Source organism: Halobacteriovorax sp. DA5, from assembly GCF_002903145.1.
Taxonomy (GTDB): Bacteria; Bdellovibrionota; Bacteriovoracia; order Bacteriovoracales; family Bacteriovoracaceae; genus Halobacteriovorax_A.
This window is the reverse complement of the sequence record NZ_PPDJ01000007.1, coordinates 229,717-252,245: the sequence shown is the minus strand read 5'-3', so window position 1 is coordinate 252,245 and position 22,529 is coordinate 229,717. Positions and strand designations below refer to the sequence as shown.

Genomic DNA, 22,529 nt, shown 5'->3' with positions numbered 1-22,529 from the left:
ATGATTAGAATTTATTATTTTATTTGCAAAGGTTTTCTAGCTCTCTCAGCGTTCTCTTCGCTGTCTTTGCACTTGATGAGCTTCTGTACCATAGGATGTAGTGAGAACGTTTCTTTGTATCGACATCACCATCTTCGTATTTTGTGTACGTAACTTCATTTGAATCGAAATAAATTGCTAGGCCGTAGTAACCATAACCACTGTCTTGTACTTCAGTTCTATATCCGCCATTTCCTAGGTAGATCGTTACTTCTTGTTTTGAAGTCCAGTAATATAACTCTTGTGAGCTTTTAAGTTGAATTACACATACATCAATATCATTCACTGTATTGCTGTAGTTATCGTCATTATTTCTAAAGCCTGTTGGTGTATAATAGTCTAACTGATCGTATAGTTCGTAGAATTGATTATAACTAACTGATGAAAATGAGTTTAAAGAGAATAGTAACGAGAAAATGATAGCTAGTTGTTTCATTAAAAATACCTATGAATTATTGTTAAAATTATTTTTGGTTAACTATCATTCTATTAAAAGTATGTAAATTAATTTTTATTACTTGAGTTATTTTATTATTTTCTAATAATTATCATTTAAGCCTGTGTATTTACACAAAGATTACTCTATTTGCTAATAACGCATTGATAGGCTATACTTATAAAGTCGAGATGTTCTTTATGGCCACGTAGCTGGCAATCACTGAATAATAAATATCTTTTTGACTATAGGATTAATATAAAAATGATCCTAGGTTATTTTCTCTATTAGCAACAGTTTAAATAATTTTATTAAGAAAATGTACTTACACAATCTTGTGTAGCAGGGACAGTAGTCTCTTTATACTCTTAGCATGGATCCTATCTTGTTAAGAGCGATTTACCTTGGAGGTAAAAATGAAATCTAATATTTATGTAGGAAATTTATCATACGATATCGAAAATTCTGATCTTGAAAAGCTTTTTGCTGATGTTGGAAACGTTGTAGCAGTAAATGTTATTAGAGACCAAGAGTCAGGCAGAGCAAGAGGGTTTGGATTTGTTGAAATGGAAACAGCAAGTGATGCTGAAAAGGCGATCAGTAACCTTAACGATAAAAACTTTATGGGAAGATCGTTAATTGTGAACATGGCCAAAACTACAAAGAAAAAATCGCACGATCGCTACTAGTTTCTGAATAAATCGGGCGTCATTTTATGGCGCCTTTACAATTTTACTAGGAGAAACTTATGATTATAGATTTTGAAAAACATATTGAAAATAAAACTGAAGTATATTCTCACGAATTTGGAGTAGGTAAAGTTATAAGTATATTTAAGCTATATGATGGAGTGTTTGATTATTTTGAGGTTCAATTCGAGAGAAATAATTTCAAAAAATTCTTTATTATGAGAGCAAGTGAAGAGATACGTATTTACTCTAATTCAATCATTTTGTTATAAGCATCTTTATTATACAAGAAGCTAATGTGATTTATCATTAGCTTAAAATATCTTAATTTTTTTTCCAGAATTCATTTATGAACCTTGACTGTATAAAATTATCACTTTAAAATTTTTATAGTTAGGGAGTAGTCAGTTGCCACCCAAAAAGGCAAAAGTTACGTCGACATAATGGGGAAACCCCGGTGTAACTGCAAGAAATTATCTTGTTGACGAGACTAGCACTAGTAATTAATTGTAATTGCTGTGTTGTCTCGTACCCATCTATAGGACTCACTGCAATTCATGTAGTGAGGATAAAATTCAAAAATTTAAATTCAATTTAATCCGAAAACGTCTTCTATATGCCGATATATTATTGGTTTATATAGTTATGTTTTCATTAATATCAATCTAGAAAGGAGTATTAGATGAAAAAATTATTACTATTAGCAACAGTTGGTTTAACTCTTGTTTCATGCTCGTCAAAGAAAACTCAGTGTACAACTGAAGATAAGAGTAAATGGCAAAATGAAGAAGATTTTCAAGCAAAGTTAGTTGCCGAAGGTTACAAAATTAATAAATTTAAAGTAACCGAGGGAAATTGCTACGAGATTTACGGATGGGATAAAGAGCAAAATAAAGTTGAAATTTATTTTAGTCCAATTGATGGATCGATCGTTAAGAAAGAGATGCATTAATGGGTGAGATAAGACTCCCACTTATTTTTAGAGTCTTACATTGGGGGGTGGCCATTGCGGTCATCCTCAATGCTTTTATTCTTGAAGAAGGTAAGCAAGCTCACCGTTATCTCGGCTACATTGCGGTCTCATTCGTCTTGCTAAGATTATTAATTCATAAGAAGAATCCAATCACTCATTATAATCCAAAGGCCAAGTATGTTTATTGGCTGATGTGGACAGCAATCATAGGATTGGCCACGACGGGATTTCTAATGGGACTTGATCGATTCTTTGGAAATGACTTATTAGAGGATATTCACGAAGTATTTTCTAATATTCTTATTTTCCTGTCTCTACTTCATTTAGGGGGAGTATTTTTTGATGCTTACAAGATGAAGAGAAGAACATGGATGGTTATGATAAGTGGGGAAAAAGAGTAGTAGGTAGCATTAAGTTTTAAAAACTTAGTGCTACTTTTTTTAATTTTCTCTTATACTTCATTGAAATCATAATCTCTAGGTATAAAATAATCTTATTGCAGTGATTAATAATAATCATTTTATTTATTTTAATATGAATTATAGATTCTCTCTAGAACCTAACCAAGGAGAGAGAGATGAAGAAGTTATTATTAGGTCTATTAATTGCAGCAACTACTCAAGCAGGCGTTATTCATAGTGACCTTGATTGTCGCGACTCGAGTTTCGCTTATAATAAGATGTCAGTTCTTGAAACTGAAAATAGTCTAAATATTAGTCTAACAGGTGCAACAGTCTTTAAGCTTTTTAATCACTGGGAAGCTCGTGCTCTTACAAGCTTTAGCCTAGATAAGTCTAAATGTCGTTTCAGTGAAGATAGGCTTCTAATCAGTTGTCGAAATATTGAGAATATTACTGTGACACGTACTAATCCACTATTTGGCCAACCTCATGAAACAGATAAGGTTGAAGTCGTTAATCTAAAAAATTTAATGTTTGAAGTTCGCTTTGAAGAACGTGCAAATTACTCTCGATTTGTACTGGAAACACAATACGTAATTGAAGGCTCTGAAGAGGTTACTAGTAACAAAGTTATTTTCTCTGGTGCTCGAGAAGTTGGTTGTGAAAGAGAATTTTAATACATTCGCACCTATTCTAAGTAATAATTAAACTAGGATAGGTGCGAAATTCGTTCTGTTGAAAAAATCCTGAAAGTGTGTCTGCTCTTGCTTTTAAGCTTCCTTAAATTTTTAAAGAGATAAAGTAAGTCCTGCTAAGTATAAACCTACTCCATATGAGGTATGTGCCATAATGCTCTTTACTCGTGTCTGAAAAGGAGCCGGGGTTAGAGATGCTGCGACACCAAATCCAAAAGCTGGTTGCATGATATAAAAAGGGGCCAGTAATGTAATTAAACCAACGATAAGAGCAGGAATTAATTGAGGGGCAACAAGCCAATCACTTCCGAAAATTATAATTAAGACAATTGCAAAAAATATTCCGATTAAATAGTGAATACTCCAGCCAATGAGTGATTCATTTGGAGCAGGCTTTGTTTGAATAATTGTTTGGTGGAAAAAAGTACCTTGGGTTATATAATATGCCCAACGGCCAACGAGCTTGTAATCAAGTCCTTTAATATTAAAGGTAATTTTCATCATATATGCCCATAAATCCATAAATAAAGTAGCGAGAATTCCTAGTATTATAATTTTCATAAAATATTCCTTTGTTATATTCACTCTACAAGTTAAAGTTAACTTCAAGTCAAGTAGTGTTATCAAGGATTAATATGGATATAAGTGAATTATCAAAAGTTAAATCTCTTGCTTCATCTAAGATTCGTTATTACGAGAAGATTGGTCTAATAAAGTCGATAGGTAGGCATGGCCTAAAGCGAGTGTTTCCAAAGGGTGTTATTCATAATCTCTCATTTATTTCATTGGCACAATCTTGTGGCCTAAGTCTAGAGGAGATTTCCTCAATGCTTACAGCTAACGGAAAGTTTAAAGTTAGACGATCACTTTTTACAAAGAAGATTAATGAAATTGATGAGCAGATTGAGAAACTAAAGAAAATGAAGAATAGCCTAGAACACTTGAATAATTGTAAGGAAAAAGATCATTTTGAGTGTGCAAATTTTCAAAAGTTATTGAAGGATGCCTTATAGGAGAAGTACGCGCTAGGCGCGTACTATTAGTAAGCTTCTTTTACAAATCTCTTAAAGACTTCCTGGTGTTTTTTTAGATCAAAGTCAGCAGCAACAGAGACGCGAACGATATAGTCTTTGTCGCTCTCTTTTGTCGTCCCTTGAGTTGAGGTTGCAGGAACTGTCCAGTAACAGCCTTTTAATTGGCCGTAGCTTACACAATGCTTACTTTCTTCAGGGATTGCTTCAATCATCATTCGGATAAGTTTGTGGTTAAGTTCACGTTTATGCTCTTCACTAGTCGCTGGAAGGTCTAGTGAGAAAACAGAAGGAGTAAAAGTTGCATCTGCAAGTTCATGCGAAACAAAATTGATCTTTGCCTTTGGAAGATGTTTCTGAATATAGTCAACAAGCCCACGTGTATTTGCATAGGCCTTAGCGATCCTTTCATTCATACCTGGCATTTCACGAGTTAAAATTTGAAGTTGTAGATTAGTTGCTACGTTATCACAAAGTTTCAGATGATTTTCAATATAGCTCATATACTCAGCAGCACTATCACTTGCAACTGCATAGCCTGCAGTACAAAGGCCACCACTTGGAAATTTTGATCCACTTACATATGAAATAACTTTCACGTCATTTAGGTAGCCGTGATCCCCAAAGAATTTTACATTTGGGCAAAAAGTTTGATCGAGATTGAAAACTGCACCAACTGCAGTTGCTCCATCATCAGTAAATCTTGGCTTCTTAAGAGTTTCACGCAGTTTAATTAAGTCTGGGATTTCAACACGTGGGTTAGTTGGAATCTCACCAATAATATATGGAACACCATCCGCATGAGCAACGTCTGTTAGAATACGCTCAAGTTCTGTTACCATATCTTTTCCACTATCAACTGGAAGGTCAATAATTTCGACGTTATCAATACAAGCAGCTACACGTCTTGCTTGGTCATTTGTTCCACCGTAACAATTCGGCGGTACAATGAACTTAATATCTTTTCCAGGATGGTTTACATTAGCAAAGTGCACTTGTCCCATCATGATTGCATATTGTGCGGATAGACCGCAGTTACTAAATGCAACTTGTGTCTTAGAGTTTGTGATATCCTGAATTGTTTTTGTTAGCTCTGTTGTATCAACAGTATTCATCTCACTTGGACTTTCTCCAAGCATTGCCTTAATAACTGTAAGACAGTTTTGCGGAGTCATGGCAATCGATTCACGACGTCTTACGTGTTGAATCTCTTTAATATATGCTTCATCATTACTATTTACAGTTATGATACTTCCTAGCTTTGGATAACGAGCAACATTGATATCAGCTTTTTCACTTCCATCGATTACAATTGTAGTACCGTCAAAATCCTTATCCAGTTGTTGTGATTGAATAAAGTCGTACTGATAAACTGATTGAAATAATTCTGATAATGGCCTTTCACTAACGATTAGAGTGCGCTTTCCTAGAAACTTATTTGCGCGAAGAACGGCGAGGATTGGCATTATTTCAGATGAAAATGAAATAACACTTTCAGCATTTAGTCCCGCTTCTTTTGCAATGGCCCACTCAAGAACACATGAAAGTGGATGACCAAGACGAATATAATCATATGCAGTTGGAAGTTCTTCTAGCTCAACTCCAGCTTCTAATTTTTGAAGAAATTCAACTTTGGCAAGTGACTCATTATAGATATCAAGTCTGTGTGTCGTTAAGCGCAGCCAGTCTGTCGGCATATTATTTACGATTTGCGTTAGTCTTTCTTTTATATTTGTGTCCATATGGAACTCCGTAATTGATTCAATATTTAGTGAGATTCTACGATATAAAATATCAGATGTCGGCCTTTGGCAGAGGATTTTTTTTGAACACAATGTTAAAATTATCCTAATAATACAGTGATAGGGATAATTATGTTGTTTGAACCAACAAAGCACGAAACTTTGATCGATGCTGGATGGAATTTAGAGAAAGTAAACGAAGTTATTGAGTTAATCTTTAATGACACTCTGAGAAATTTTGATGCTAAAAAGTATTGGATTGCAGACAAGAATGAAGATGCGCAAATCGAAAGTAATAAGACGATTTATTATGGCGCTGCAGGTACTGTTTGGGCGTTGAATAAAGTTTCAAAATTTCTTAATCGTGACCTCCCTTTCAATAAAGTAGAATTATTAAATCAAATTCATGAGGACTATCTTCGTCGCCCAGATACTAAAAATGTAGTTCCTTCTCTTTTTCTTGGAGAAGTCGGGATTCTTCTCGTTCAAAACCAGTTTTCTCCTGCAAAAGTAACTCAAGATAAAATATTTGAGTTAGTTGAGTCTAATATCGAAAATGCAACCATTGAGGCCCTATGGGGTGCTCCTGGAACTATGCTTGCAGCTTCTTTTCTTTATCGAGAAACAAAAGAAGAGCGTTGGGCGAAACTCTTCCTAAAAAATGTCGATTTTTTAATTAAAAAACTGAAAGAAGAAGAGGCCAAAGGTGAGCTTGTTTGGGAACAAGATATGTATGGCAAGAAGGTTCGCTATATTGGAGCAGGTCACGGCTACTTTGGAAATATTTTTGGAATCTTAAAAGAGATTAATCTTCTCTCTCAAGGTGATAGGGATTATCTCCTTGCTCACGTTAAAAAAGTTATGAAAGCTGTTAGCAAGGAAGAAGGTGAGATGATGAATTATGAAGTTGTCTATCCACCAATGCCGCAAATAAAGCAGTTAACACAATGGTGTCATGGAGCTCCTGGGGTAGTAACTTCACTTGTAAATTATCCTGGCGATGAATTTGTTGATGATTGCCTTTTAAAATCAGCTGAGGTTATCTGGCAAGCTGGGCCACTTGATAAAGGGGTTTCTCTTTGTCATGGAACAGATGGAAATGGTTATGCTTTCTTACAACTCTATAAAAGAACTGGTGATAAGAAATGGCTTGATCGCGCTCGTTCATTTGCCATGCATGCACTAACTCAAAGAAATGGCCGTGCTACTCTTTTTACAGGAGAGATGGGACTTGCTCTTTATCTTATCGATTGTATCAAAGAGGGAAGTGATTTTCCGTTTCTCGATAGTATTTGATGGGAGAGTCTTAGATGTTTAAAAAAGAATTGCTAGATAAGATTAGGTCATACTATGACCACGATGATCCGAGTCACGACTGGTCTCATGTTATTAGAGTTGCAAATTTATGTGAAAAACTTTCTCATGGCCAGGAAGTCAATTTAAGAGTCTTAAATACTTCGGCCTATTTACACGATATTATTAATATTCCTAAAAATAGTGAACATCGTAGTAAGGCCAGCGCTCTTGCTGCACAAAAGGCTAAGTCCTTACTTAGTGAATATAATTATACTGATAATGAAGTAGAGCATATTGCACAAGTTATCTTAGAGCATTCTTATAGTGCCAACTTAAAGGCCAGCTCTATAGAATCTGAAATCTTACAAGATGCGGACAAGCTCGATGCAATGGGTGCAATCGGAGTGATGAGATGGGCCAGTTGTGGAACTAAGATGAAGTCTAAGTATTATCATCTTGATGATCCATGGGCACAAGATCGCTCATTAGATGACAAGAGATATTCTCTAGATCATTTTGAAAAAAAGTTGTTAAAGCTAAATGATCGTCTTAACACGCAAGCAGGAAAAGAAGAAGGAATGAGAAGGCTTGCTTTCTTTCATGCCTTCTTAGATCAACTTAAAACAGAAATAACATATAAAAGGAATAATTAATGAGTGATTTAAATAAAGGGTTTCACGACTCCCCAAATATTCATGATAATAGTGGTGTATACGAAATTGAAAATATTGCGAAAGAAATTCTAGAAGTACACAAAGGTACATCAATCGATTACACATTCAACTTATATTATAAAACGAAATAAAATTTGCGCTCCATGAATCCATTCTCATGGAGCTAATTAAATTATATCTTTTAGGATTTTATCAATTTCCTTTTCAGAAAATTCTGCACAATTATCTATGATAAGAAACGAAACGCCGTGGATACAGGCGAGTATTTTCTTTATTTTATAATCATCTTTCTTAAGCGATGTCTTTGTATCGATTGATTCTAAAAGGTATGCATAGAGTTGATCTGTAATGCTTTCAACTTCTTGAAACTCATCCATTGAACAAATTTTCTTAAAATAAATGGCCCTAAAGTGTCCCTCGTTTTCTTTTGCAAAATTAATATAAGCTTTACAGTATTTCAAAAGGCCAGGGGACTTTGAGTTTGAAATAAGATCAAACTCTTCTTTAAGAAGACTTACTCCTTGAAGAGCAAGTTTCACTGCAATTTCATTTCTTGATTTAAAGTGCTTATAAATTGCAGCAGGAGATACTTTGCAAGCATTGCTAATATCTCTGATTGAGAAATCGACACTCCCATTCTCTGCAATGATTTGACTTGCATTTAATAGGATTGATTCTTTAAGTGCCCCATGATGATAAGTATCCGATTTTTTTCTCATTTCTTCATTTTGCCTTCTTTTGGCTTGAAAGTAAACAAGTGTTAACTTATATTATGTGAACAAGTGTTAACATTTGAGGAGCATATGAAAAATATTTTAGTTATCCAAGGTCATTCTGATTCAACATCTCTTACATACTCTCTTGCCAAGTCTTATCTTGAGGCACAGGAGGCCAAGGGAAATCGTGTAAGCTTAATTGATCTATCTGAAATTGAATTCAATCCTATTTTAGACAAAGGATATAAAGAAATTGTTCCTCTTGAAGATGTGCTTATTTCTGCACAGGCATCAATACAAGAAGCCAGTCATATCGCTATCTTCTACCCAACATGGTGGGGGAGTCTACCTTCCAAATTAAAGGGTTTCTTTGATCGTGTTTTCTTGCCAGGATTTGCCTTTAAGTTTGAGCCAGGGCAGAGCTTTCAAACAAAACTTCTGAGTGGTAAGACTGCGACAATTGTTACGACAATGGATACGCCACCTTTTTATTACAAGTACGTTCAAGGGAATTTAGGGCCAAAGCTGCTTAAAAGTTTAATTCTTAGCTTCTCTGGGATTAAAACTAAGAGAACGGTTTTAGTGGGACCTGTACGTAATTTCGATGAAAACAAGACGAGGTCTTGGATAGAGAAAATGAAGTATATTGATTAATCATTATTCACCCTGTGTAAATAATCATGTAACACACAAACTAAAATTTATTCATGCTAACTTTAAGCAATAGTTAACTATTAGGAGTTAGAATGAAGCATTTATTCATTTTATCATTAGTCTTACCGTCACTTTTAATTTCATGTAAAGATAAGACAAATAGTCGTATAAATCATGAAAGTAACTCTACAGAAGTCTCTTCTGTTGCGAATACAAGCAAATTCAATTTGGAAAATATTGATATTTTGAAGCGAGTAAAATACGACGATTTATCGATATCTTATAGTCCTGTAAATCTGGTTAGTGAGTTAAGCGACGGCAATCTAATTTTTAAAACTCGTGATACAGCTAAACTAGTTGCCCAGTTAAGTGTTTCTGATTTATCTAATATTGAAGTATTAGATATCTCTGGGACTAATCCAGTCTTTAGAAAAAAAGGCTCTAACAAAGAACTTATTCTTGAAGTATTCGATGTAATTGAAGCTGAAAGTATTCTTCGTCATAGCTTTTATGACAGTACACCGAATTCAAAATCATTAGAAAATGGGACAATCATTTTGAAGAGAAGGGATGATAGTGAAAACCTTAAAAACTATGTTGCTCATATTTCAGATGCACCTATTCAGTATCTCGCTGCACGCCGAGTCGGAAATCTCGATCAAAATGGAACCTATGAGTTTTGGTTTGATAATGAATTGAAGATGGTTAGAGAAGTTTCAAGTGACAATATTTCTAGAAAAGAATTTGAAATCATTGAGTCTATTAATATTGATAATGCTCTTAGTGAAAACTTTAAAATCGATTTTAATATTGAAGAATTAGACAAGGATTATAATAAAATTTCGTTTAAAGTAATTAACGAAACTGATAAAGGGGCCTTTGTTACATCAAACCCTATTACAGGATTAAGCCACAAGTGCGTTGAGATGAATTATAAAACCGGGATGATTTCAAAGAGAATCGAAAATGGCGTTTTATATACAATGGCCTTTAAAAAAGGCCTGCACCCAGAGTGTCTAACAAGTAAACATGAAGATAAATCAATATACATTTTTGATAAAGACCTTAACTATATCAAAGTTAAATACTAGTAATTCCAGGAGTTTAGAATGAGAACAACAATAGTAATTGGCATACTACTTGCTTTGTTTAGTAATAACAGCTTTGCCCAAAATTATTGTGATATAAGCCTAAAACAGATGGATGAATTTCTATCAAATAATTCTGGTTTTGCTCCATTTATAGAATATAGCTGTTTAGAAGGTAACCCAAAATATGTAAAGAGTGCTTTATCGATCTTTGCTCAAAACCTTCAAAAGCAATTTGATAAGTTAGAAAATCTTGAAAAGAGTGCGAAAGATTTTAAAAAATCAAAAATGAAGGAAGCTAAAGAAATTGAAGATATGATGATCATTGATATTGGAAATAACGTCTTTCAAAATAAGAAAAACTTCTATTTCCAAAAGCTAATCAATATTAGCCAAGATATTGCAGTAAAGGAAAGAAACTTCATTAATGAAATTGATAATATGCGAGCAACGGGAGCATTACTTGAAAAATTTGTTCCACACCTAGAAGGTGATGTTGAATTGGTTAAAGCTAAATTCGGATATGACAGCATTGATGAAGTAAAGGAATTGAAAGAGTATCTATTTGACTACGGACAAGACTTAAGAGACACGCCACTTGAAATACAAATGGCACTAGACCAACTAAAGGAAACGCAAAAGCATTTGACGCCAGTATGGGAAAATTTAAAACTATAACTATATTTTTTTGTTTATTAAGCTCTTTTGTTTTTGCAGAAGAGCTTTTTGTAAAACCTAATCAAACAGTCTATTTGAATCTAAAAAAATTTAAGAAAGAAAGTGACTCTGTTTACTCTCTCTACATCAAAAAACTTACTCTAAACAACGAGTCTGTTTTATTCCTTCCAAGAGATCTCTCTAACAAAATAGCAAAAATAACTATTGAAGAACTCCATATTCATGGCAAAGGCTATATTGCTCAGTCAGTAAGAAGCAATGTGAATATTGTACGTCATAAGGGAGAAGTTGGATTAAAAGAGTATTTCGAAGATTTAATTCCAAGGGCAGAGAAAGGGAAAGATGGGGAGCGTGTAAATCATGAGCGTGCTAAAAGTGGTGATGGAGATAAAGGCCGTGATGGAAAAGATGGAAAAAATGGTCGAAGCGGAATCAGTGGAATTAAAGAGTTAAATTTAGATATTAATATTGCCTCATTCGGACAGCTTGATGTCGTCTTAGTTGGAGAAAGTGGAGGTCATGGTGGAAATGGATCAGACGGTCAAGGTGGTAGCCATGCTGAGTGTGATAGAAATCGCGGTGCCAACGGTGGACATGGCGGAAATGGTGGACAAGGTGGATTCCCTGGAAGTGTCGGTGCAATAAATATCACATGGCAAAGTGACTTACCTCTTATTACAACAGGACAAATACCATTTGGATTAAATGTAAGACAATACGCGGGACTTGCTGGCAATCCTGGAAATGGTGGTGCAGGTGGCTCTGGTGGTGACTCTGTAAGATGCGGACTGTGGAAACGAAGTGGTGGTAATCCAGGTGAGCCAGGACGAATCGGAACATCTTTAAGAGGTGGTGGCGATTATATCTTTTTTGGCCGAGTTGGAGATGTCTCTATCATCAATAAGGATATGCAATGAGAATGATATCTTTATTAATTCTTCTCTATTCGAACCTTTCTTTTGGAAAATCAATTGCTGTAACTGGAAAGCCAGCAAATAGCGACTTATTCAGATCTGTTTATACTTTAGAGAATCAGGGGACATCAAGCTATTATTGTCGAAATATTTATCTTTATGGTATCGATTATTCATCAGATGGAGAGTTCGTTTATTCCTTAGACGATAAGATTCAAAATAAGTTAATCAATGCTAAGAGCTCAGTTGAAGTTGATCAAGGTTTATCACAAGATCTTATCGATATGGTTGATCTATTTCCAGACTTAACGGTCAGTCATACAAATATGACTTACAGTCATGACTGTGAAGTTAAGAGTGTTCGTATGAATAATATCTTTGTACTTGATGATGGTTCTCAATGTGGGAGAGGTCTTTCATTAAAGAAGTATGTTTTAGATAATGGAAATAGGGATTTAATTAGTGTTGAAGAAAAGGAAATAAACTTCACTAAAGATAGCATTTATACAAAATTAAATGTAGTTGATGCAATTCTTGTTTTAGATAAGGGAAGCTTTCAAGTACTAGATACTAAAGATAATTCGGTTACTCCTGTTTCATTTGATCTAGCGGATCAGTACTTTATTTCTGCTTTTGGGATCTCTAAAGATAAGTTTGTCATTGTATCTTATGATAGAGAAGGAATGAAACTAAATCTTGTTATAAAATATAATGATAAATTTGAATCTGTTAAAGAAATTGTAACGAGTGTTGGAACTTTAAGATTTAATGAAGCTAACGAAAAATTAATAAATGTAGAAGATGCCAAGTATAAACTCTTTAAACAAGCCGAAAGAATCAGTAAAACAATTAGTGTCTATATTAAAGAAGAGATGTCATTTGAGTCTCTTGAAATTTTGATTTCATACCGTTTTCCAAAAACAAGAATGTTACAAACTAGTTATTCTCTAACTAAAAATCATTTCACTAAGTATAAATATGATGTAAGTGATGTTTTTAGTGATAGTAATATTGGCTTTAAAAAGTATGTATTAGACCTCGGACAGGAGTTTAGAATTTTAAAAGATTTAAATATTAGCTTTGATAAGGTTCAAAATGAGATTTCAGAAGGTATGTATAAAAAAGCTGCACCTTCTAGTCGTGTATTAAGATATGGGGACTACAATATCAGCGTACGTGATGATTCGCTTAAATTATCATTCGATCAAAAGAGTATTGAAGTCGCAGGGACATGTCGTCCACAGCTGATTTTTTCAGATAAGAAGTATCTCTTCAAAAACGCTGACATTAATACTCTTTATCAAGGTAAAACACTATTGACGATGAGAGTGAGAAGTTCAAATTATAGTGAAGCATTAAAGTTAATCGCAAATGGTGCACGAGTCGATGAAAAGGATATTAGAGGAAAGCTTCCAATAGACTACGCGGTCTATAAAAGAGACTTGAAGATGATCAGATTATTACTTGAAAATGGTGCAACACTAAGTAGTTCAAAGTCATTCAATCTCAATGACCAGTTTGAGAGAACATTTGATGACTATGAATATCAGAGTCAAGTTACTCAAAAGGAAAATATTGAATATTTTAGCTATCTTGTAAAGACAGCTTTAGAAAAAGAATATTTTCACTTGAGTAAGAGTGAAAGAAGAATGTTAAAAGATAATATAGCTTCTATCACGGATCTCAATAAAGTCTTAAGTGGTGTTCTATGAGTAAATTATTAATTTTATTTTTATTTTCTCTGAATATTCTTGCTATATCTGATAGTGTTAAAAGTGCTATTGATATTGATAGTGTTGAAAAACTTGCAAAACATAAGTATGAAGAACTATCAAGTAGTTCAAGAGATAGGGCCGGACAAACACCATTAATTTATGCTCTCCATAAAAGAAAACTAAATGTAGCGAAGTATTTAATCACGAGAAAATTAGGTGTTAATGCAAAAGATTATATTAGTAGGTCACCTATAACGATTGCTCTTAGTAAGTTTGATGATCTCGAATTAATTGAACTGTTTATGGCAAATGGTGTTGATCTAAAAGTTAAAGATAAGCATCAGCGTGATATTTTCTATTATCTAGAAAAGAATAGTAATGAATCAATAAAAAAGTTTATTAAGGCAGAGTATAAAAAAATTCAAGATGTTTCAATTAGTCAAATAGATGAGTTGAAGAGTTCTCTTGTTAATGGAGAGTCAAAAAAACTTGAGCAGTACCTAAGTAAGTACCGTACGATTAATATTAAAATAAATAATACTTCTGTTTTAGATTTTCTGATTAAATCAAATTCTCTTAATAAGTGGTCAATGTCTTATCTTGCATCACTTGGTTTGGATGTATTTGAAACAGGATTTATCTATCAGCTTATTATTACAAAAAATTTCGAGGCTTATAAAGAATTGTCGAATTATCGTACAAATATCGTAAGTGGTCCAAAAGGGGAGAGTCTTCTTGAGATTGCGCTTAAAAATGATGCTCCAGATGATATTTTATTAAATATTATTAAGAAACAAAAAGATCTTAAGATTAAAGATATTGAAGGTAACTCATACCTACATCTAGCAATTATCAAAAATCGTCCATTAATCGTAGATTCTTTGATTAAAAGAGGACTTAAACTTAGCCTTCGTAATAGAAATGGTGATACAGCATTAATGCTTATAATTGATAATTTTGATAATGCTAATGCCGAAAATTATATAAAGGACAATCTTGATTTAATCAATGTCCAAAATAATGATGGTACTGATGCTGTTATTAAACTTGCTAAGTATAAGCCTGAGCTATTAAATTCTATTCTTAAAGAATTGAAAGGAAAGTATGATTTCACACATGTGGACAAATTCGGAAACCGTGCCGTTGTCTTAGCAGACGTAACAACTCCACGTGCAAATCCTGCAGAGGTTGGAGCGACTTTAAATGAATTACCTAGAGTTGATTCAGCACAATTAAATACACCTAATCTAAATGCTGATATTAAAACTGTTGACCAAGTTGCTAAGGACTTAAACAGTATCGACTCTTATATCGGCGATCGTTTATTTGACAGATTTGTTAATGATAACGTTGATGCATATATTGCAAAATCAGTATCTAATTTTAAATCACATATCCTAAAATTAAAATCAGTTGAAGATGAAGACTTTTCTTTTGCATTAAAAGAAATTGAAGATCTTAAATCGAATTTGAGAAATACACAGAATTCTTTAAATGCTATAAAACTAAAGAAGATTGAAACAGTCGCATCTTATCAAAAGCTTAAGGCCAGTCTAGATGGTTTTGATAGTGAGGGTTTTAATCGAACGATTAATTCTAGTGTTTCTCAGTTAAAAGGGGAACTCAGTAATATCATCAACTTTGTAAATGATGTTAATTTTGAATTGAAAGAGTTTAGCTCTCATCGTAATGAGCTAGAAGGTGTTCTTAAGCAATTTAAAGAGGGCAAAGATAAAATCTCTCTTGAAATTGATATCGTTAGACAAGAATTTACTCAAACTAAGAAGCAACTTTTAGCTTCTATTGAAGAAACTAAGTTTTACTATAGTGGTGAATTATTATCTCTCGAATCTAATGTACGACATGAAAAAGGTAAGCTAGATCATGCTAAATCAAATCTGGATGAAGATGACAAGCTAATACGACAGGCGAATGCGAACATAGCTTCTGCTGTTAGGAGTAAAGAAGATTATAAGAGAAGAGAAAATCACCCGGGGCATGACCCAAATACTTGCCAGTGGACGACAAAACGTAAGGCAATGGTTAAGCGAATTGAAGAATTAGATAAACAAATTGAAAATTTAAATGAGAAGCGTAGAAGATCAAGCCGAATATTTAACGATATGTTAAAGAATTATAATTTTACAAAGAATGAATATGCAAAATTTAAAGCATTTTCTAGTCAGAAAATACAAGAGTTTAGAACAAAAATTAATAATGAAATCAAATTAAAAGAAAATAATGTTAGAAATGAACTTGCTGCTCTTGAATATGGGAGAGACCTAGAGTTTGATGATGTAAGGATAGAAGTCGAAGGCTTAAAGAATGAAATAGAGAAGCGTTTTGGGGATATTTCTAGTGTTGAAAATACTTGGAATAGTCTTTATTCTTCTGTGCAGAAACTAAACTCAATAGCATCTTTAAAGGATGCTATGAGGTGTGGGATGTTGGGGTGTGCTCCAAGCATTTTACTTCCTGATAATGGTACTAAGCTCGCAAAAGATTTCAATGATAAAGTTATGTCCCTTTCATTGAAATATGCAAGTTATTCTTCGGTTTATGATTCACAACATACATATCGTTATCAAGTTAATAATCTTGATAAAATGGCCCTTGAAATTGAAAACCTTAAGACACAAGAAGCTTCTTTATTAGATAGGGCCAGAATAATAAGTAATGATATAGTTTTAAAATCAAAAGAATTAAAAGAGATTAAGTCTCCAGATAATCAAGTATTAAATGAGCTAATTTCAATTGAGGAACTAGTTTTTAAGAATCAATTTCTAAAAACGACGGTAGAAGTTAATGCTAGTGAGCGAAGTGAATTAAAAGATGAGTTAGGAATCGATAGAGAGCTCACTGTTGAGTCTTTGATCGTTAAAGAAGAGCATAAATATGCCCCTTTAGTAATAAATTCAATATCTCTTAACTTCGAGAATTTAGAAACGCTTGAATCTTATTCTAAAGAAAATATTCCTTCATTATTAGGTCAGTGGTTCGATGTTTTAGCTACAAATATGAAGGACTCTCTGGGTCTTTATACTATTGAAGGTCGTGATTTATTTATTCGTTCTTTAAAGGATAAAGTGACAATTGAAAAGGTAACAGATGGTGAACTTACTTCAGTTAAGATCCTTACTAGCTATGGTGATTTTGTTGTAGATGAATCAGGAATGCCAATTTCTGTAGATGAAGAGGATAAGTCTCCACTAGATTTTGAACTTACTTCAACAGGTATCGTAAGAGAGCGTATTTTAGAAGTAATTTCAAGATTTCGTAAGATCTACCCTGATGCTAAAATGGAGGATTTAAAGCAAAATCAAAATCTTTCAATTATTGTTTCTCTGTTAAAAATGGCCGATCAGATTAACGATGCAAAAAGAGCTGAAGAGATAATTGATGTAATATTTGTTATTGCTAATCCTATTCTTCATGCTGTTCCAGGTGGGCCAGTTGTTGCAAAAAGTCTTGGTATGCTTAAATGTAGTTATGAGTATTTCAACCGCATTCGCTTAGGGATACACACTTCATCTCTTGAAGATGGTACGCGAATCGTTTCATGTTTGAGTGACGTGATATTATCGATTCCTTTTAGTAAACAGTTTAAGGGGCAACTATCAAGTTTTTTTGATGATGTAATCCCATCTAAGCTATTAGTTAATTTAACAAAAACCATTTTTGGAAGTGGTGCTGATAAGTTATTTTCAGTTAAATCAATAGAGATTCTTTTTGAAGGCATCTTTGGTTTAGCTGTTTCTGATTTAAATGAAAAACTGTTTGTTGAAAATGGTAATGTGTTTAAGAACATTGTATCTTCTTATCATTTTTACGATAGTGGAGTATCATTCAAGGGTGAAGCTGAAATAGTGAAGGCCGGACTCAAATTCAAAGCATTAGAAATGTTGTTAACATCCAATTTCAATGGTTCAGTTTATATTATAAATAGAAGTTTGAAGATTCTGAATGTTTGTAATTATAGTAAATCTCAAATAACTGAAAAAGTTTCCGAAAGTCTAGATGTGAAGATTAGTACAGTAGAGTTAAATCCTTCTGTAGTTCTAAATAATGGTGACAGTTCTTATTTGATAAAAGGAAGTTTATGTCTATTAGTAATCGACTAATTAAAGTTTTGAAAATTATCTTGTATTTGATTGGTTTTTATAACTTCTTCTATTTATCGACATTTGCTAACTTCGTGTGGCCCTATGTTATTGTTTACTTAAGTTTTCACTACATTTTGGGAAAGTATTTGCAGAAAAATGGATCTGCACAGTTCGAAACGATAAGGATTATAAGTACGAATATATTTTATATATTACCAATCATTATCTATTTCTCAATGGAGAATACTGATAAGTCTATTTATGACTTCTTATTCAGTGCAAATTTCTACAAAAATATTTATACAATTATAAAAAGTATGTTTTAGGTAGAACAGAATCTATATGTTCAATAAGAGAAGGTCTCTGTATTGAGAAATTGGCATTTTCATTTCCTTCTTAAAGAAACGTCTAAAGCTCATATCATCTATAAAACCGAGTCTGAAAGAGATTTCTTTTATAGGAATATTTTTTAGAATATATTCTTGAACTTTCTTTAGACGATATTTTTTTAGGCTGTCGCGAAAAGTTATTCCGTACTTCTCATTAAGATGGCGTTGAAAAGCTCGAGGTGACATACCCATGTCTTGTGCAATATTTGTTAAGGAAATATCTTCGCCTTTTAGCTTGTCGTATATTGCAAACAAATTATTTAACTCAGGATTACCATCTCTTTTCTGCTTTGGTATTTGATACTCACGAATCCCTGGCCCTTGGATAATTTCGTTATACTTTCTGGCTGTCTTTTTCCCCAGCTCTTTCTTTATTATTAGGCAAATGACATCAAGGTAACTAAGAACTCCGCCTGCCGTAATAATCTTTCCTGATTCAATGATTGTTCTGTGGGCCTCGACATTAACTTTTGGATACTCTGTTTTTAACTTCTTTTCAAATAGCCAATGTGTTGTTGCTTTTCTTCTATCAAGTGCTCCTGTGGATGCTAGTTTTAGTGCTCCACCACAGCATGCTACTATTTTTGATTTTTCTGATGATATATGGGCACTTATTATTCTAGCTTCCTCTTTTGTGGCCTTTTGAGGCTTGTAGCAAGGGGGAAGGATAAGGTAGTCCGCTACTTTTCCTGCTGTTATTTTTGTGTTCATTTGGTTAGTGATATTAAATATAACCTTATCATTTATATATCTTAGTATTTCAAAGTAATCGATAAAGTTTTGTGTTGTGCTTTTTAAAGAATCTTTACAATCTAGAATATGAATATTTAATGTTGTCGTATTTTGCATAGTTTATGTCATAAGTGACAATGTAGTTTAAGTCAAGACTTAGGTATAGTTTACTTAAGGAGTTACTATGAACACAATTAAACCTCCTCACAAGTGTGGGGTAATCAAGAGCTTAATCAAATATGACTTAAAAGAAACTATTTATCGTAGCAAGATGGCGTTAACGAGAAGAAGTGCGAGCTATATCAATTCCGTTGAGTGGAGTATTCCAAAGAGCGAAAAGGTACAAAATATTATTGCTCTTGCTGATAAGCTCTATGATGGACCGCTCTTCAATCATGGAATAAGAAGTTACGCCTTTGGAAAGATTTTAATGAGTTTAAATGATGAAAAGGTTGATAACGAAGTTTTCTTTATTGGATCGCTTCTGCATGATCTGGGGCTAATCAAGGATTGTACTGGTACGACTTTTGAGCTTGTTGGTGCAGATGATGCATGTGCTCATTGTAAGGATATCTTAACACCAAGGCAGCTTGATATTATTCATGAAATGATTCTTCTTCACGGAGCGATAGGGCATGCAGAGAATAAAAGTAACGAACTTAAATATCTGCACTATGGGGCTGGTGTGGACGTTGCAGATTTGTGGAGTCATCGCTTGAATGAAAAAAATTATTCTGAAGTATATGCTAAGTATCCTTCTCAGGGTCATATTCCGTATATGATTGATCTTCTCAAAAAGAGAATGAACGAAAACCCAAATATGTACCTGTCTACAGTCATTAATTTAGGTTTCTTAGGTAAAATGAAAAGCAAGGAGCGCTCCTAGAAGGGGCGCGGGTACTTTTCGAGATTACGAAGAGTTATATATGCCTTTAAAAGTCATTTGAGGGTCCATATTTGCTAGATTACTAAAGTTTCAATGGATAATTGTCGTGAAATGGGTCGGGATTACGTGTAAGTACCTAAAATTTCCATTTGTACCCGCGCCCTTTTCACAGGGGATTGCTTACCAGTTGGCGAAGTACATCAACGCAATTATTGCTTGTCTCAATGTCCAAGCGTTCGCGCTTTATCCACGCCTTTGCATAGCTTGTAACAAAGTTATGATCGAGAAGCTTCCTATAAAGATTGATAGGTGTGTTGGAGTCACTATTTGTGATGATCTTTTGAATTTTCATTTCAAGATTCCAATCGATCTTCATGCCAAGGTTGTCTTTCAAATTTAGAAGTGTCACAAGATCATCAATTGAGTCTGTGCGCTCAAGAAATCTCTCCAAGAGGTATTTAAAGTCTCCATGGTTGGCAATAAGATATTCGGGCAATTCATTTGGTACGTTCATTAATGAGAGACGATCGATTATCCCTAGTGTCAGGTTGTTTGAGTAACCTTTGGGAGGATTTTGAATTGCACTCATAAATTCTTCTGTACTAAGTGAACTTAGGCTTTCTAGGAAGAGCTTATCATTATCCAAAATAGTATTTCGTTTATTCTGCATACGTGATTCAATTCTTTTAAAAAGATCTTTAAACTCCTCAGTTAATTTAAATGTCTTCTCATATTTTTCAGCTTGAATTTTTACCGAATCAACTGTGAATGGAAGCTTGTCTTGGCCATCTTTAAATAGTTCATGTGAGTGGGTCCAGTCCATGAGAATCCACCTTCCATCATGAGGAGAGTAGACGAGTTGACCGAGGTGGAAATCTTTCACTAATGTGTAGGCCGCAATCGATTCGAAAAAGTCTGGAAGTTTATCTAAGGCCTTTGCAAAATCTTCTGGATTTATTGTTTCTTTGTTTAAGAAGAATGCATCAAGGTCAAAAGAATCTTTGAGATTCAATTTTTCAACGAGTAGGTAATTCTCTTTCTCATATGCATAGATCTCAGGAATTGAAACTCCTTGGCTTTCAAGACTCGCATGTCCTAGATAGAAGGCATCGATATAATTTGAATATTTTGAAAATGTATTAAATGCTCCGTGATATTTTGGCACTCTTAAGGCGTAGATATTATTCCCTGATTTTACTTCATGGATGGTTGTTGTATTTCCAGCACCAAGGGTTTTGATAAACTCGACCTTTTCACCATTCATAAGTTCAATGATTTGTCCTGAAACGAGGTCCTTACCACGGGATTCAATTAGGTCATTAAGACTTATATCAGAGGCAATGCTCGACGTTGCGAAGAAAGCCGCTAGTAGTAAATATCTAAATAGTCTTATAAACATGAGATTTATAGAGCAACTTAAATGCCAACGGTTATGGTTTAAGTTATTAAAATCACAAAAGCCGGGGTGTCATTTTCTGTATATTTGAAGAAAGTTTAAACGACTTTTGATTTCAATTATCTCGCAGGAAGATTTTTAAAAATAATAAAGACTAGGTTGGGCCGGTAAGGAATATCAGTGAGAACAAGAATAAATATTGGATTGAGTAGTATAAATATATACTTAAATGAAATTAGATATGTGATAAGATTGGTCTTTAAATGTATATCATCCGATAAGTGTCCAGGAGACATATGAGTCAGCAACAATTTATTTTTATTTGTACGAACCCAGGTAATGAAATTCTTTTAAAAGAAGAAGTTAAAAACTTCTATCCAGAATTTACCTTTAGCTTTTCAAAGAAGGGCTTTGTTACATTTAAAAATACTGGTGTCGTTTATGACTTAAAAACCATCTCTCAACTACAGCTTACTTTTGCTACACGTTGTGGGATTTTTTATGGAAAGTCGAAACCGGAGACGATCGTTGAAGATGTAAAGAGTAGCGGCCTTGATATCGAAAATTTTATGATTCATAGCTTTGCAATTGGCTGCGAAACTGACTTTGATGCCGAGGCGGTTTTTGGACGAGAAGTGAATGCTTACAGTGCTGAAGGAAAGACTGTTATTGATTTAATTAGTCTTGGCCCTGATGAAATTTGGTTTGGTGCCCACTCTGTTGCAAGTGGTTGTACTCGCTATCCTAATTCAATGGTGGAAGTTGATGTTCCTGAGAATGCAGTTTCTAAAGGATATTTAAAACTTGCTCAAATTGTAAAACTCTATGCCGTTAAATTATTCAAAGGTGATTTATGGCTAGACTTTGGTTGTGCCCCTGGTGGAGCGTCACAGTTTCTTTTGAATGAAGGCTGCAAGGTTGTGGGAATTGATCCTGCAAAAAATGATCCAAGTTTAGCTAATAATAAAAACTTCTCACACATCAAAAGATCGGTTCAAGACCTTTCTCATGAAGACCTGCCAGAAGAGGTTCGCTGGATTCATGCAGATATTAATATTAATCCGAAGCAATCCATTAAAGAGGTTTTACGTCTTGCTAAGAAGTATAACCGCACACTAAAAGGTGTTATTTTCACCGTTCAGGTTGTGAAGATGGAATATATTGAGAATATCGAATCATTTGAAGATCAATTCTATGATTGGGGATTTAACAATATTATTAGCCGCCAAGTTCCATCACATAAGAAAGAGTATATTATCTTAGCTACAAGATAGATCTCCTT

At 33.9% G+C, this 22,529-nt stretch carries 23 protein-coding genes; 17 read left to right on the top strand and 6 right to left on the bottom strand.

From position 1 onward, the window contains the following. Window positions 1–19 precede the first annotated feature (19 nt). On the bottom strand, window positions 20–475 hold the full coding sequence (locus tag C0Z22_RS10470) for a hypothetical protein (protein ID WP_103218321.1): 456 nt from the start codon (window positions 473–475) through the stop codon (window positions 20–22). 416 nt (window positions 476–891) lie between these two features. On the opposite strand from C0Z22_RS10470, the gene C0Z22_RS10465 reads away from it, so the two are divergent. The 5 genes from C0Z22_RS10465 to C0Z22_RS10445 all read left to right on the top strand — a co-directional run bounded on the left by C0Z22_RS10465 (window position 892) and on the right by C0Z22_RS10445 (window position 3,215). Next, a complete protein-coding gene (locus C0Z22_RS10465; RefSeq protein ID WP_103218320.1) occupies window positions 892–1,164 on the top strand; it encodes an RNA-binding protein in 273 nt (90 codons plus the stop codon). 59 nt (window positions 1,165–1,223) lie between these two features. Further along, window positions 1,224–1,436: a hypothetical protein gene (locus C0Z22_RS10460; RefSeq protein ID WP_103218319.1), complete on the top strand. Its 213-nt coding sequence runs from the start codon at window positions 1,224–1,226 to the stop codon at window positions 1,434–1,436. A 410-nt stretch (window positions 1,437–1,846) separates the two neighbouring features. Then, window positions 1,847–2,116: a PepSY domain-containing protein gene (locus C0Z22_RS10455; protein WP_103218318.1), complete on the top strand. Its 270-nt coding sequence runs from the start codon at window positions 1,847–1,849 to the stop codon at window positions 2,114–2,116. Further along, on the top strand, window positions 2,116–2,538 hold the full coding sequence (locus C0Z22_RS10450) for a cytochrome b/b6 domain-containing protein (protein ID WP_103218317.1): 423 nt from the start codon (window positions 2,116–2,118) through the stop codon (window positions 2,536–2,538). Before C0Z22_RS10455 ends, C0Z22_RS10450 begins: the two co-directional genes overlap by 1 nt. Before the next feature lie 176 nt (window positions 2,539–2,714). Further along, entirely contained in the window at window positions 2,715–3,215 is a 501-nt protein-coding gene (locus tag C0Z22_RS10445) for a hypothetical protein (protein ID WP_103218316.1), read from the top strand. A gap of 111 nt (window positions 3,216–3,326) precedes the next feature. Here C0Z22_RS10445 and C0Z22_RS10440 read toward each other — a convergent pair whose 3' ends face one another. Further along, entirely contained in the window at window positions 3,327–3,794 is a 468-nt protein-coding gene (locus C0Z22_RS10440) for a DUF2938 domain-containing protein (protein WP_103218315.1), read from the bottom strand. 74 nt (window positions 3,795–3,868) lie between these two features. Here C0Z22_RS10440 and C0Z22_RS10435 point away from each other — a divergent pair, with 74 nt between their 5' ends. Beyond that, window positions 3,869–4,246, top strand: coding sequence for a MerR family DNA-binding protein (locus C0Z22_RS10435; protein ID WP_103218314.1), 378 nt, complete (start codon window positions 3,869–3,871; stop codon window positions 4,244–4,246). A gap of 26 nt (window positions 4,247–4,272) precedes the next feature. Here the strand turns inward: C0Z22_RS10435 and C0Z22_RS10430 are convergent, their stop codons facing one another. Continuing rightward, window positions 4,273–6,006, bottom strand: coding sequence for a PLP-dependent transferase (locus C0Z22_RS10430; RefSeq protein ID WP_103218313.1), 1,734 nt, complete (start codon window positions 6,004–6,006; stop codon window positions 4,273–4,275). Between the two features lie 132 nt (window positions 6,007–6,138). Between C0Z22_RS10430 and C0Z22_RS10425 the strand changes: the two genes are divergently transcribed. From C0Z22_RS10425 to C0Z22_RS16035, 3 genes are read left to right on the top strand one after another with little or no spacing between them, the layout of a single operon-like run. Beyond that, entirely contained in the window at window positions 6,139–7,302 is a 1,164-nt protein-coding gene (locus C0Z22_RS10425) for a LanC-like protein (protein ID WP_103218312.1), read from the top strand. Window positions 7,303–7,316: 14 nt separating this feature from the next. After that, window positions 7,317–7,955, top strand: a complete 639-nt coding sequence (locus tag C0Z22_RS10420; protein WP_103218311.1) for an HD domain-containing protein — start codon at window positions 7,317–7,319, stop codon at window positions 7,953–7,955. After that, window positions 7,955–8,107 carry a hypothetical protein gene (locus tag C0Z22_RS16035; RefSeq protein ID WP_158246893.1) on the top strand — a complete coding sequence of 51 codons (153 nt, stop codon included), beginning with the start codon at window positions 7,955–7,957 and terminating at the stop codon, window positions 8,105–8,107. Before C0Z22_RS10420 ends, C0Z22_RS16035 begins: the two co-directional genes overlap by 1 nt. Window positions 8,108–8,143: 36 nt before the next feature. Here C0Z22_RS16035 and C0Z22_RS10415 read toward each other — a convergent pair whose 3' ends face one another. Further along, window positions 8,144–8,695 carry a TetR/AcrR family transcriptional regulator gene (locus C0Z22_RS10415; RefSeq protein ID WP_103218310.1) on the bottom strand — a complete coding sequence of 184 codons (552 nt, stop codon included), beginning with the start codon at window positions 8,693–8,695 and terminating at the stop codon, window positions 8,144–8,146. Between the two features lie 84 nt (window positions 8,696–8,779). Between C0Z22_RS10415 and C0Z22_RS10410 the strand changes: the two genes are divergently transcribed. The 6 genes from C0Z22_RS10410 to C0Z22_RS10385 all read left to right on the top strand — a co-directional run bounded on the left by C0Z22_RS10410 (window position 8,780) and on the right by C0Z22_RS10385 (window position 17,862). Further along, window positions 8,780–9,346, top strand: coding sequence for an NAD(P)H-dependent oxidoreductase (locus C0Z22_RS10410; RefSeq protein WP_103218309.1), 567 nt, complete (start codon window positions 8,780–8,782; stop codon window positions 9,344–9,346). A gap of 92 nt (window positions 9,347–9,438) precedes the next feature. Further along, a complete protein-coding gene (locus tag C0Z22_RS10405) occupies window positions 9,439–10,437 on the top strand; it encodes a hypothetical protein (RefSeq protein ID WP_103218308.1) in 999 nt (332 codons plus the stop codon). A gap of 18 nt (window positions 10,438–10,455) precedes the next feature. Next, entirely contained in the window at window positions 10,456–11,112 is a 657-nt protein-coding gene (locus tag C0Z22_RS10400; protein WP_103218307.1) for a hypothetical protein, read from the top strand. Between the two features lie 74 nt (window positions 11,113–11,186). After that, entirely contained in the window at window positions 11,187–12,029 is an 843-nt protein-coding gene (locus C0Z22_RS10395) for a hypothetical protein (protein ID WP_146037866.1), read from the top strand. After that, complete coding sequence (locus tag C0Z22_RS10390) at window positions 12,026–13,738, top strand: ankyrin repeat domain-containing protein (protein WP_103218305.1); 1,713 nt, start codon at window positions 12,026–12,028, stop codon at window positions 13,736–13,738. Before C0Z22_RS10395 ends, C0Z22_RS10390 begins: the two co-directional genes overlap by 4 nt. Then, window positions 13,735–17,862, top strand: coding sequence for a hypothetical protein (locus C0Z22_RS10385; protein ID WP_103218304.1), 4,128 nt, complete (start codon window positions 13,735–13,737; stop codon window positions 17,860–17,862). The genes C0Z22_RS10390 and C0Z22_RS10385 overlap by 4 nt, the downstream gene beginning before the upstream one ends. A 320-nt stretch (window positions 17,863–18,182) precedes the next feature. Here the strand turns inward: C0Z22_RS10385 and C0Z22_RS10375 are convergent, their stop codons facing one another. Next, window positions 18,183–19,082: a helix-turn-helix domain-containing protein gene (locus tag C0Z22_RS10375; RefSeq protein WP_103218302.1), complete on the bottom strand. Its 900-nt coding sequence runs from the start codon at window positions 19,080–19,082 to the stop codon at window positions 18,183–18,185. Window positions 19,083–19,149: 67 nt separating this feature from the next. Between C0Z22_RS10375 and C0Z22_RS10370 the strand changes: the two genes are divergently transcribed. Then, window positions 19,150–19,851, top strand: coding sequence for a hypothetical protein (locus C0Z22_RS10370; RefSeq protein WP_103218301.1), 702 nt, complete (start codon window positions 19,150–19,152; stop codon window positions 19,849–19,851). A 166-nt stretch (window positions 19,852–20,017) separates the two neighbouring features. On the opposite strand, the gene C0Z22_RS10365 is transcribed toward C0Z22_RS10370, so the two are convergent. Continuing rightward, a complete protein-coding gene (locus C0Z22_RS10365; protein WP_103218300.1) occupies window positions 20,018–21,250 on the bottom strand; it encodes a hypothetical protein in 1,233 nt (410 codons plus the stop codon). Between the two features lie 293 nt (window positions 21,251–21,543). On the opposite strand from C0Z22_RS10365, the gene C0Z22_RS10360 reads away from it, so the two are divergent. After that, window positions 21,544–22,521 (top strand): SAM-dependent methyltransferase, encoded by a 978-nt coding sequence (locus C0Z22_RS10360; protein WP_103218299.1) that lies wholly within the window; start codon window positions 21,544–21,546, stop codon window positions 22,519–22,521. Window positions 22,522–22,529 lie beyond the last annotated feature (8 nt).

Bases quoted from the DNA above. Each gene is read 5' to 3' on its own strand.
- C0Z22_RS10360 (WP_103218299.1), top strand. From the start codon at position 21,544: ATGAGTCAGCAACAATTTATTTTTATTTGTACGAACCCAGGTAATGAA.
- C0Z22_RS10435 (WP_103218314.1), top strand. From the start codon at position 3,869: ATGGATATAAGTGAATTATCAAAAGTTAAATCTCTTGCTTCATCTAAG.
- C0Z22_RS10425 (WP_103218312.1), top strand. From the start codon at position 6,139: ATGTTGTTTGAACCAACAAAGCACGAAACTTTGATCGATGCTGGATGG.
- C0Z22_RS10440 (WP_103218315.1), bottom strand. From the start codon at position 3,794: ATGAAAATTATAATACTAGGAATTCTCGCTACTTTATTTATGGATTTA.
- C0Z22_RS10450 (WP_103218317.1), top strand. From the start codon at position 2,116: ATGGGTGAGATAAGACTCCCACTTATTTTTAGAGTCTTACATTGGGGG.
- C0Z22_RS10470 (WP_103218321.1), bottom strand. From the start codon at position 475: ATGAAACAACTAGCTATCATTTTCTCGTTACTATTCTCTTTAAACTCA.
- C0Z22_RS10385 (WP_103218304.1), top strand. From the start codon at position 13,735: ATGAGTAAATTATTAATTTTATTTTTATTTTCTCTGAATATTCTTGCT.
- C0Z22_RS10465 (WP_103218320.1), top strand. From the start codon at position 892: ATGAAATCTAATATTTATGTAGGAAATTTATCATACGATATCGAAAAT.
- C0Z22_RS10420 (WP_103218311.1), top strand. From the start codon at position 7,317: ATGTTTAAAAAAGAATTGCTAGATAAGATTAGGTCATACTATGACCAC.
- C0Z22_RS10430 (WP_103218313.1), bottom strand. From the start codon at position 6,006: ATGGACACAAATATAAAAGAAAGACTAACGCAAATCGTAAATAATATG.
- C0Z22_RS16035 (WP_158246893.1), top strand. From the start codon at position 7,955: ATGAGTGATTTAAATAAAGGGTTTCACGACTCCCCAAATATTCATGAT.
- C0Z22_RS10460 (WP_103218319.1), top strand. From the start codon at position 1,224: ATGATTATAGATTTTGAAAAACATATTGAAAATAAAACTGAAGTATAT.
- C0Z22_RS10390 (WP_103218305.1), top strand. From the start codon at position 12,026: ATGAGAATGATATCTTTATTAATTCTTCTCTATTCGAACCTTTCTTTT.
- C0Z22_RS10375 (WP_103218302.1), bottom strand. From the start codon at position 19,082: ATGCAAAATACGACAACATTAAATATTCATATTCTAGATTGTAAAGAT.
- C0Z22_RS10410 (WP_103218309.1), top strand. From the start codon at position 8,780: ATGAAAAATATTTTAGTTATCCAAGGTCATTCTGATTCAACATCTCTT.
- C0Z22_RS10365 (WP_103218300.1), bottom strand. From the start codon at position 21,250: ATGTTTATAAGACTATTTAGATATTTACTACTAGCGGCTTTCTTCGCA.
- C0Z22_RS10370 (WP_103218301.1), top strand. From the start codon at position 19,150: ATGAACACAATTAAACCTCCTCACAAGTGTGGGGTAATCAAGAGCTTA.
- C0Z22_RS10415 (WP_103218310.1), bottom strand. From the start codon at position 8,695: ATGAGAAAAAAATCGGATACTTATCATCATGGGGCACTTAAAGAATCA.
- C0Z22_RS10405 (WP_103218308.1), top strand. From the start codon at position 9,439: ATGAAGCATTTATTCATTTTATCATTAGTCTTACCGTCACTTTTAATT.
- C0Z22_RS10455 (WP_103218318.1), top strand. From the start codon at position 1,847: ATGAAAAAATTATTACTATTAGCAACAGTTGGTTTAACTCTTGTTTCA.
- C0Z22_RS10445 (WP_103218316.1), top strand. From the start codon at position 2,715: ATGAAGAAGTTATTATTAGGTCTATTAATTGCAGCAACTACTCAAGCA.
- C0Z22_RS10400 (WP_103218307.1), top strand. From the start codon at position 10,456: ATGAGAACAACAATAGTAATTGGCATACTACTTGCTTTGTTTAGTAAT.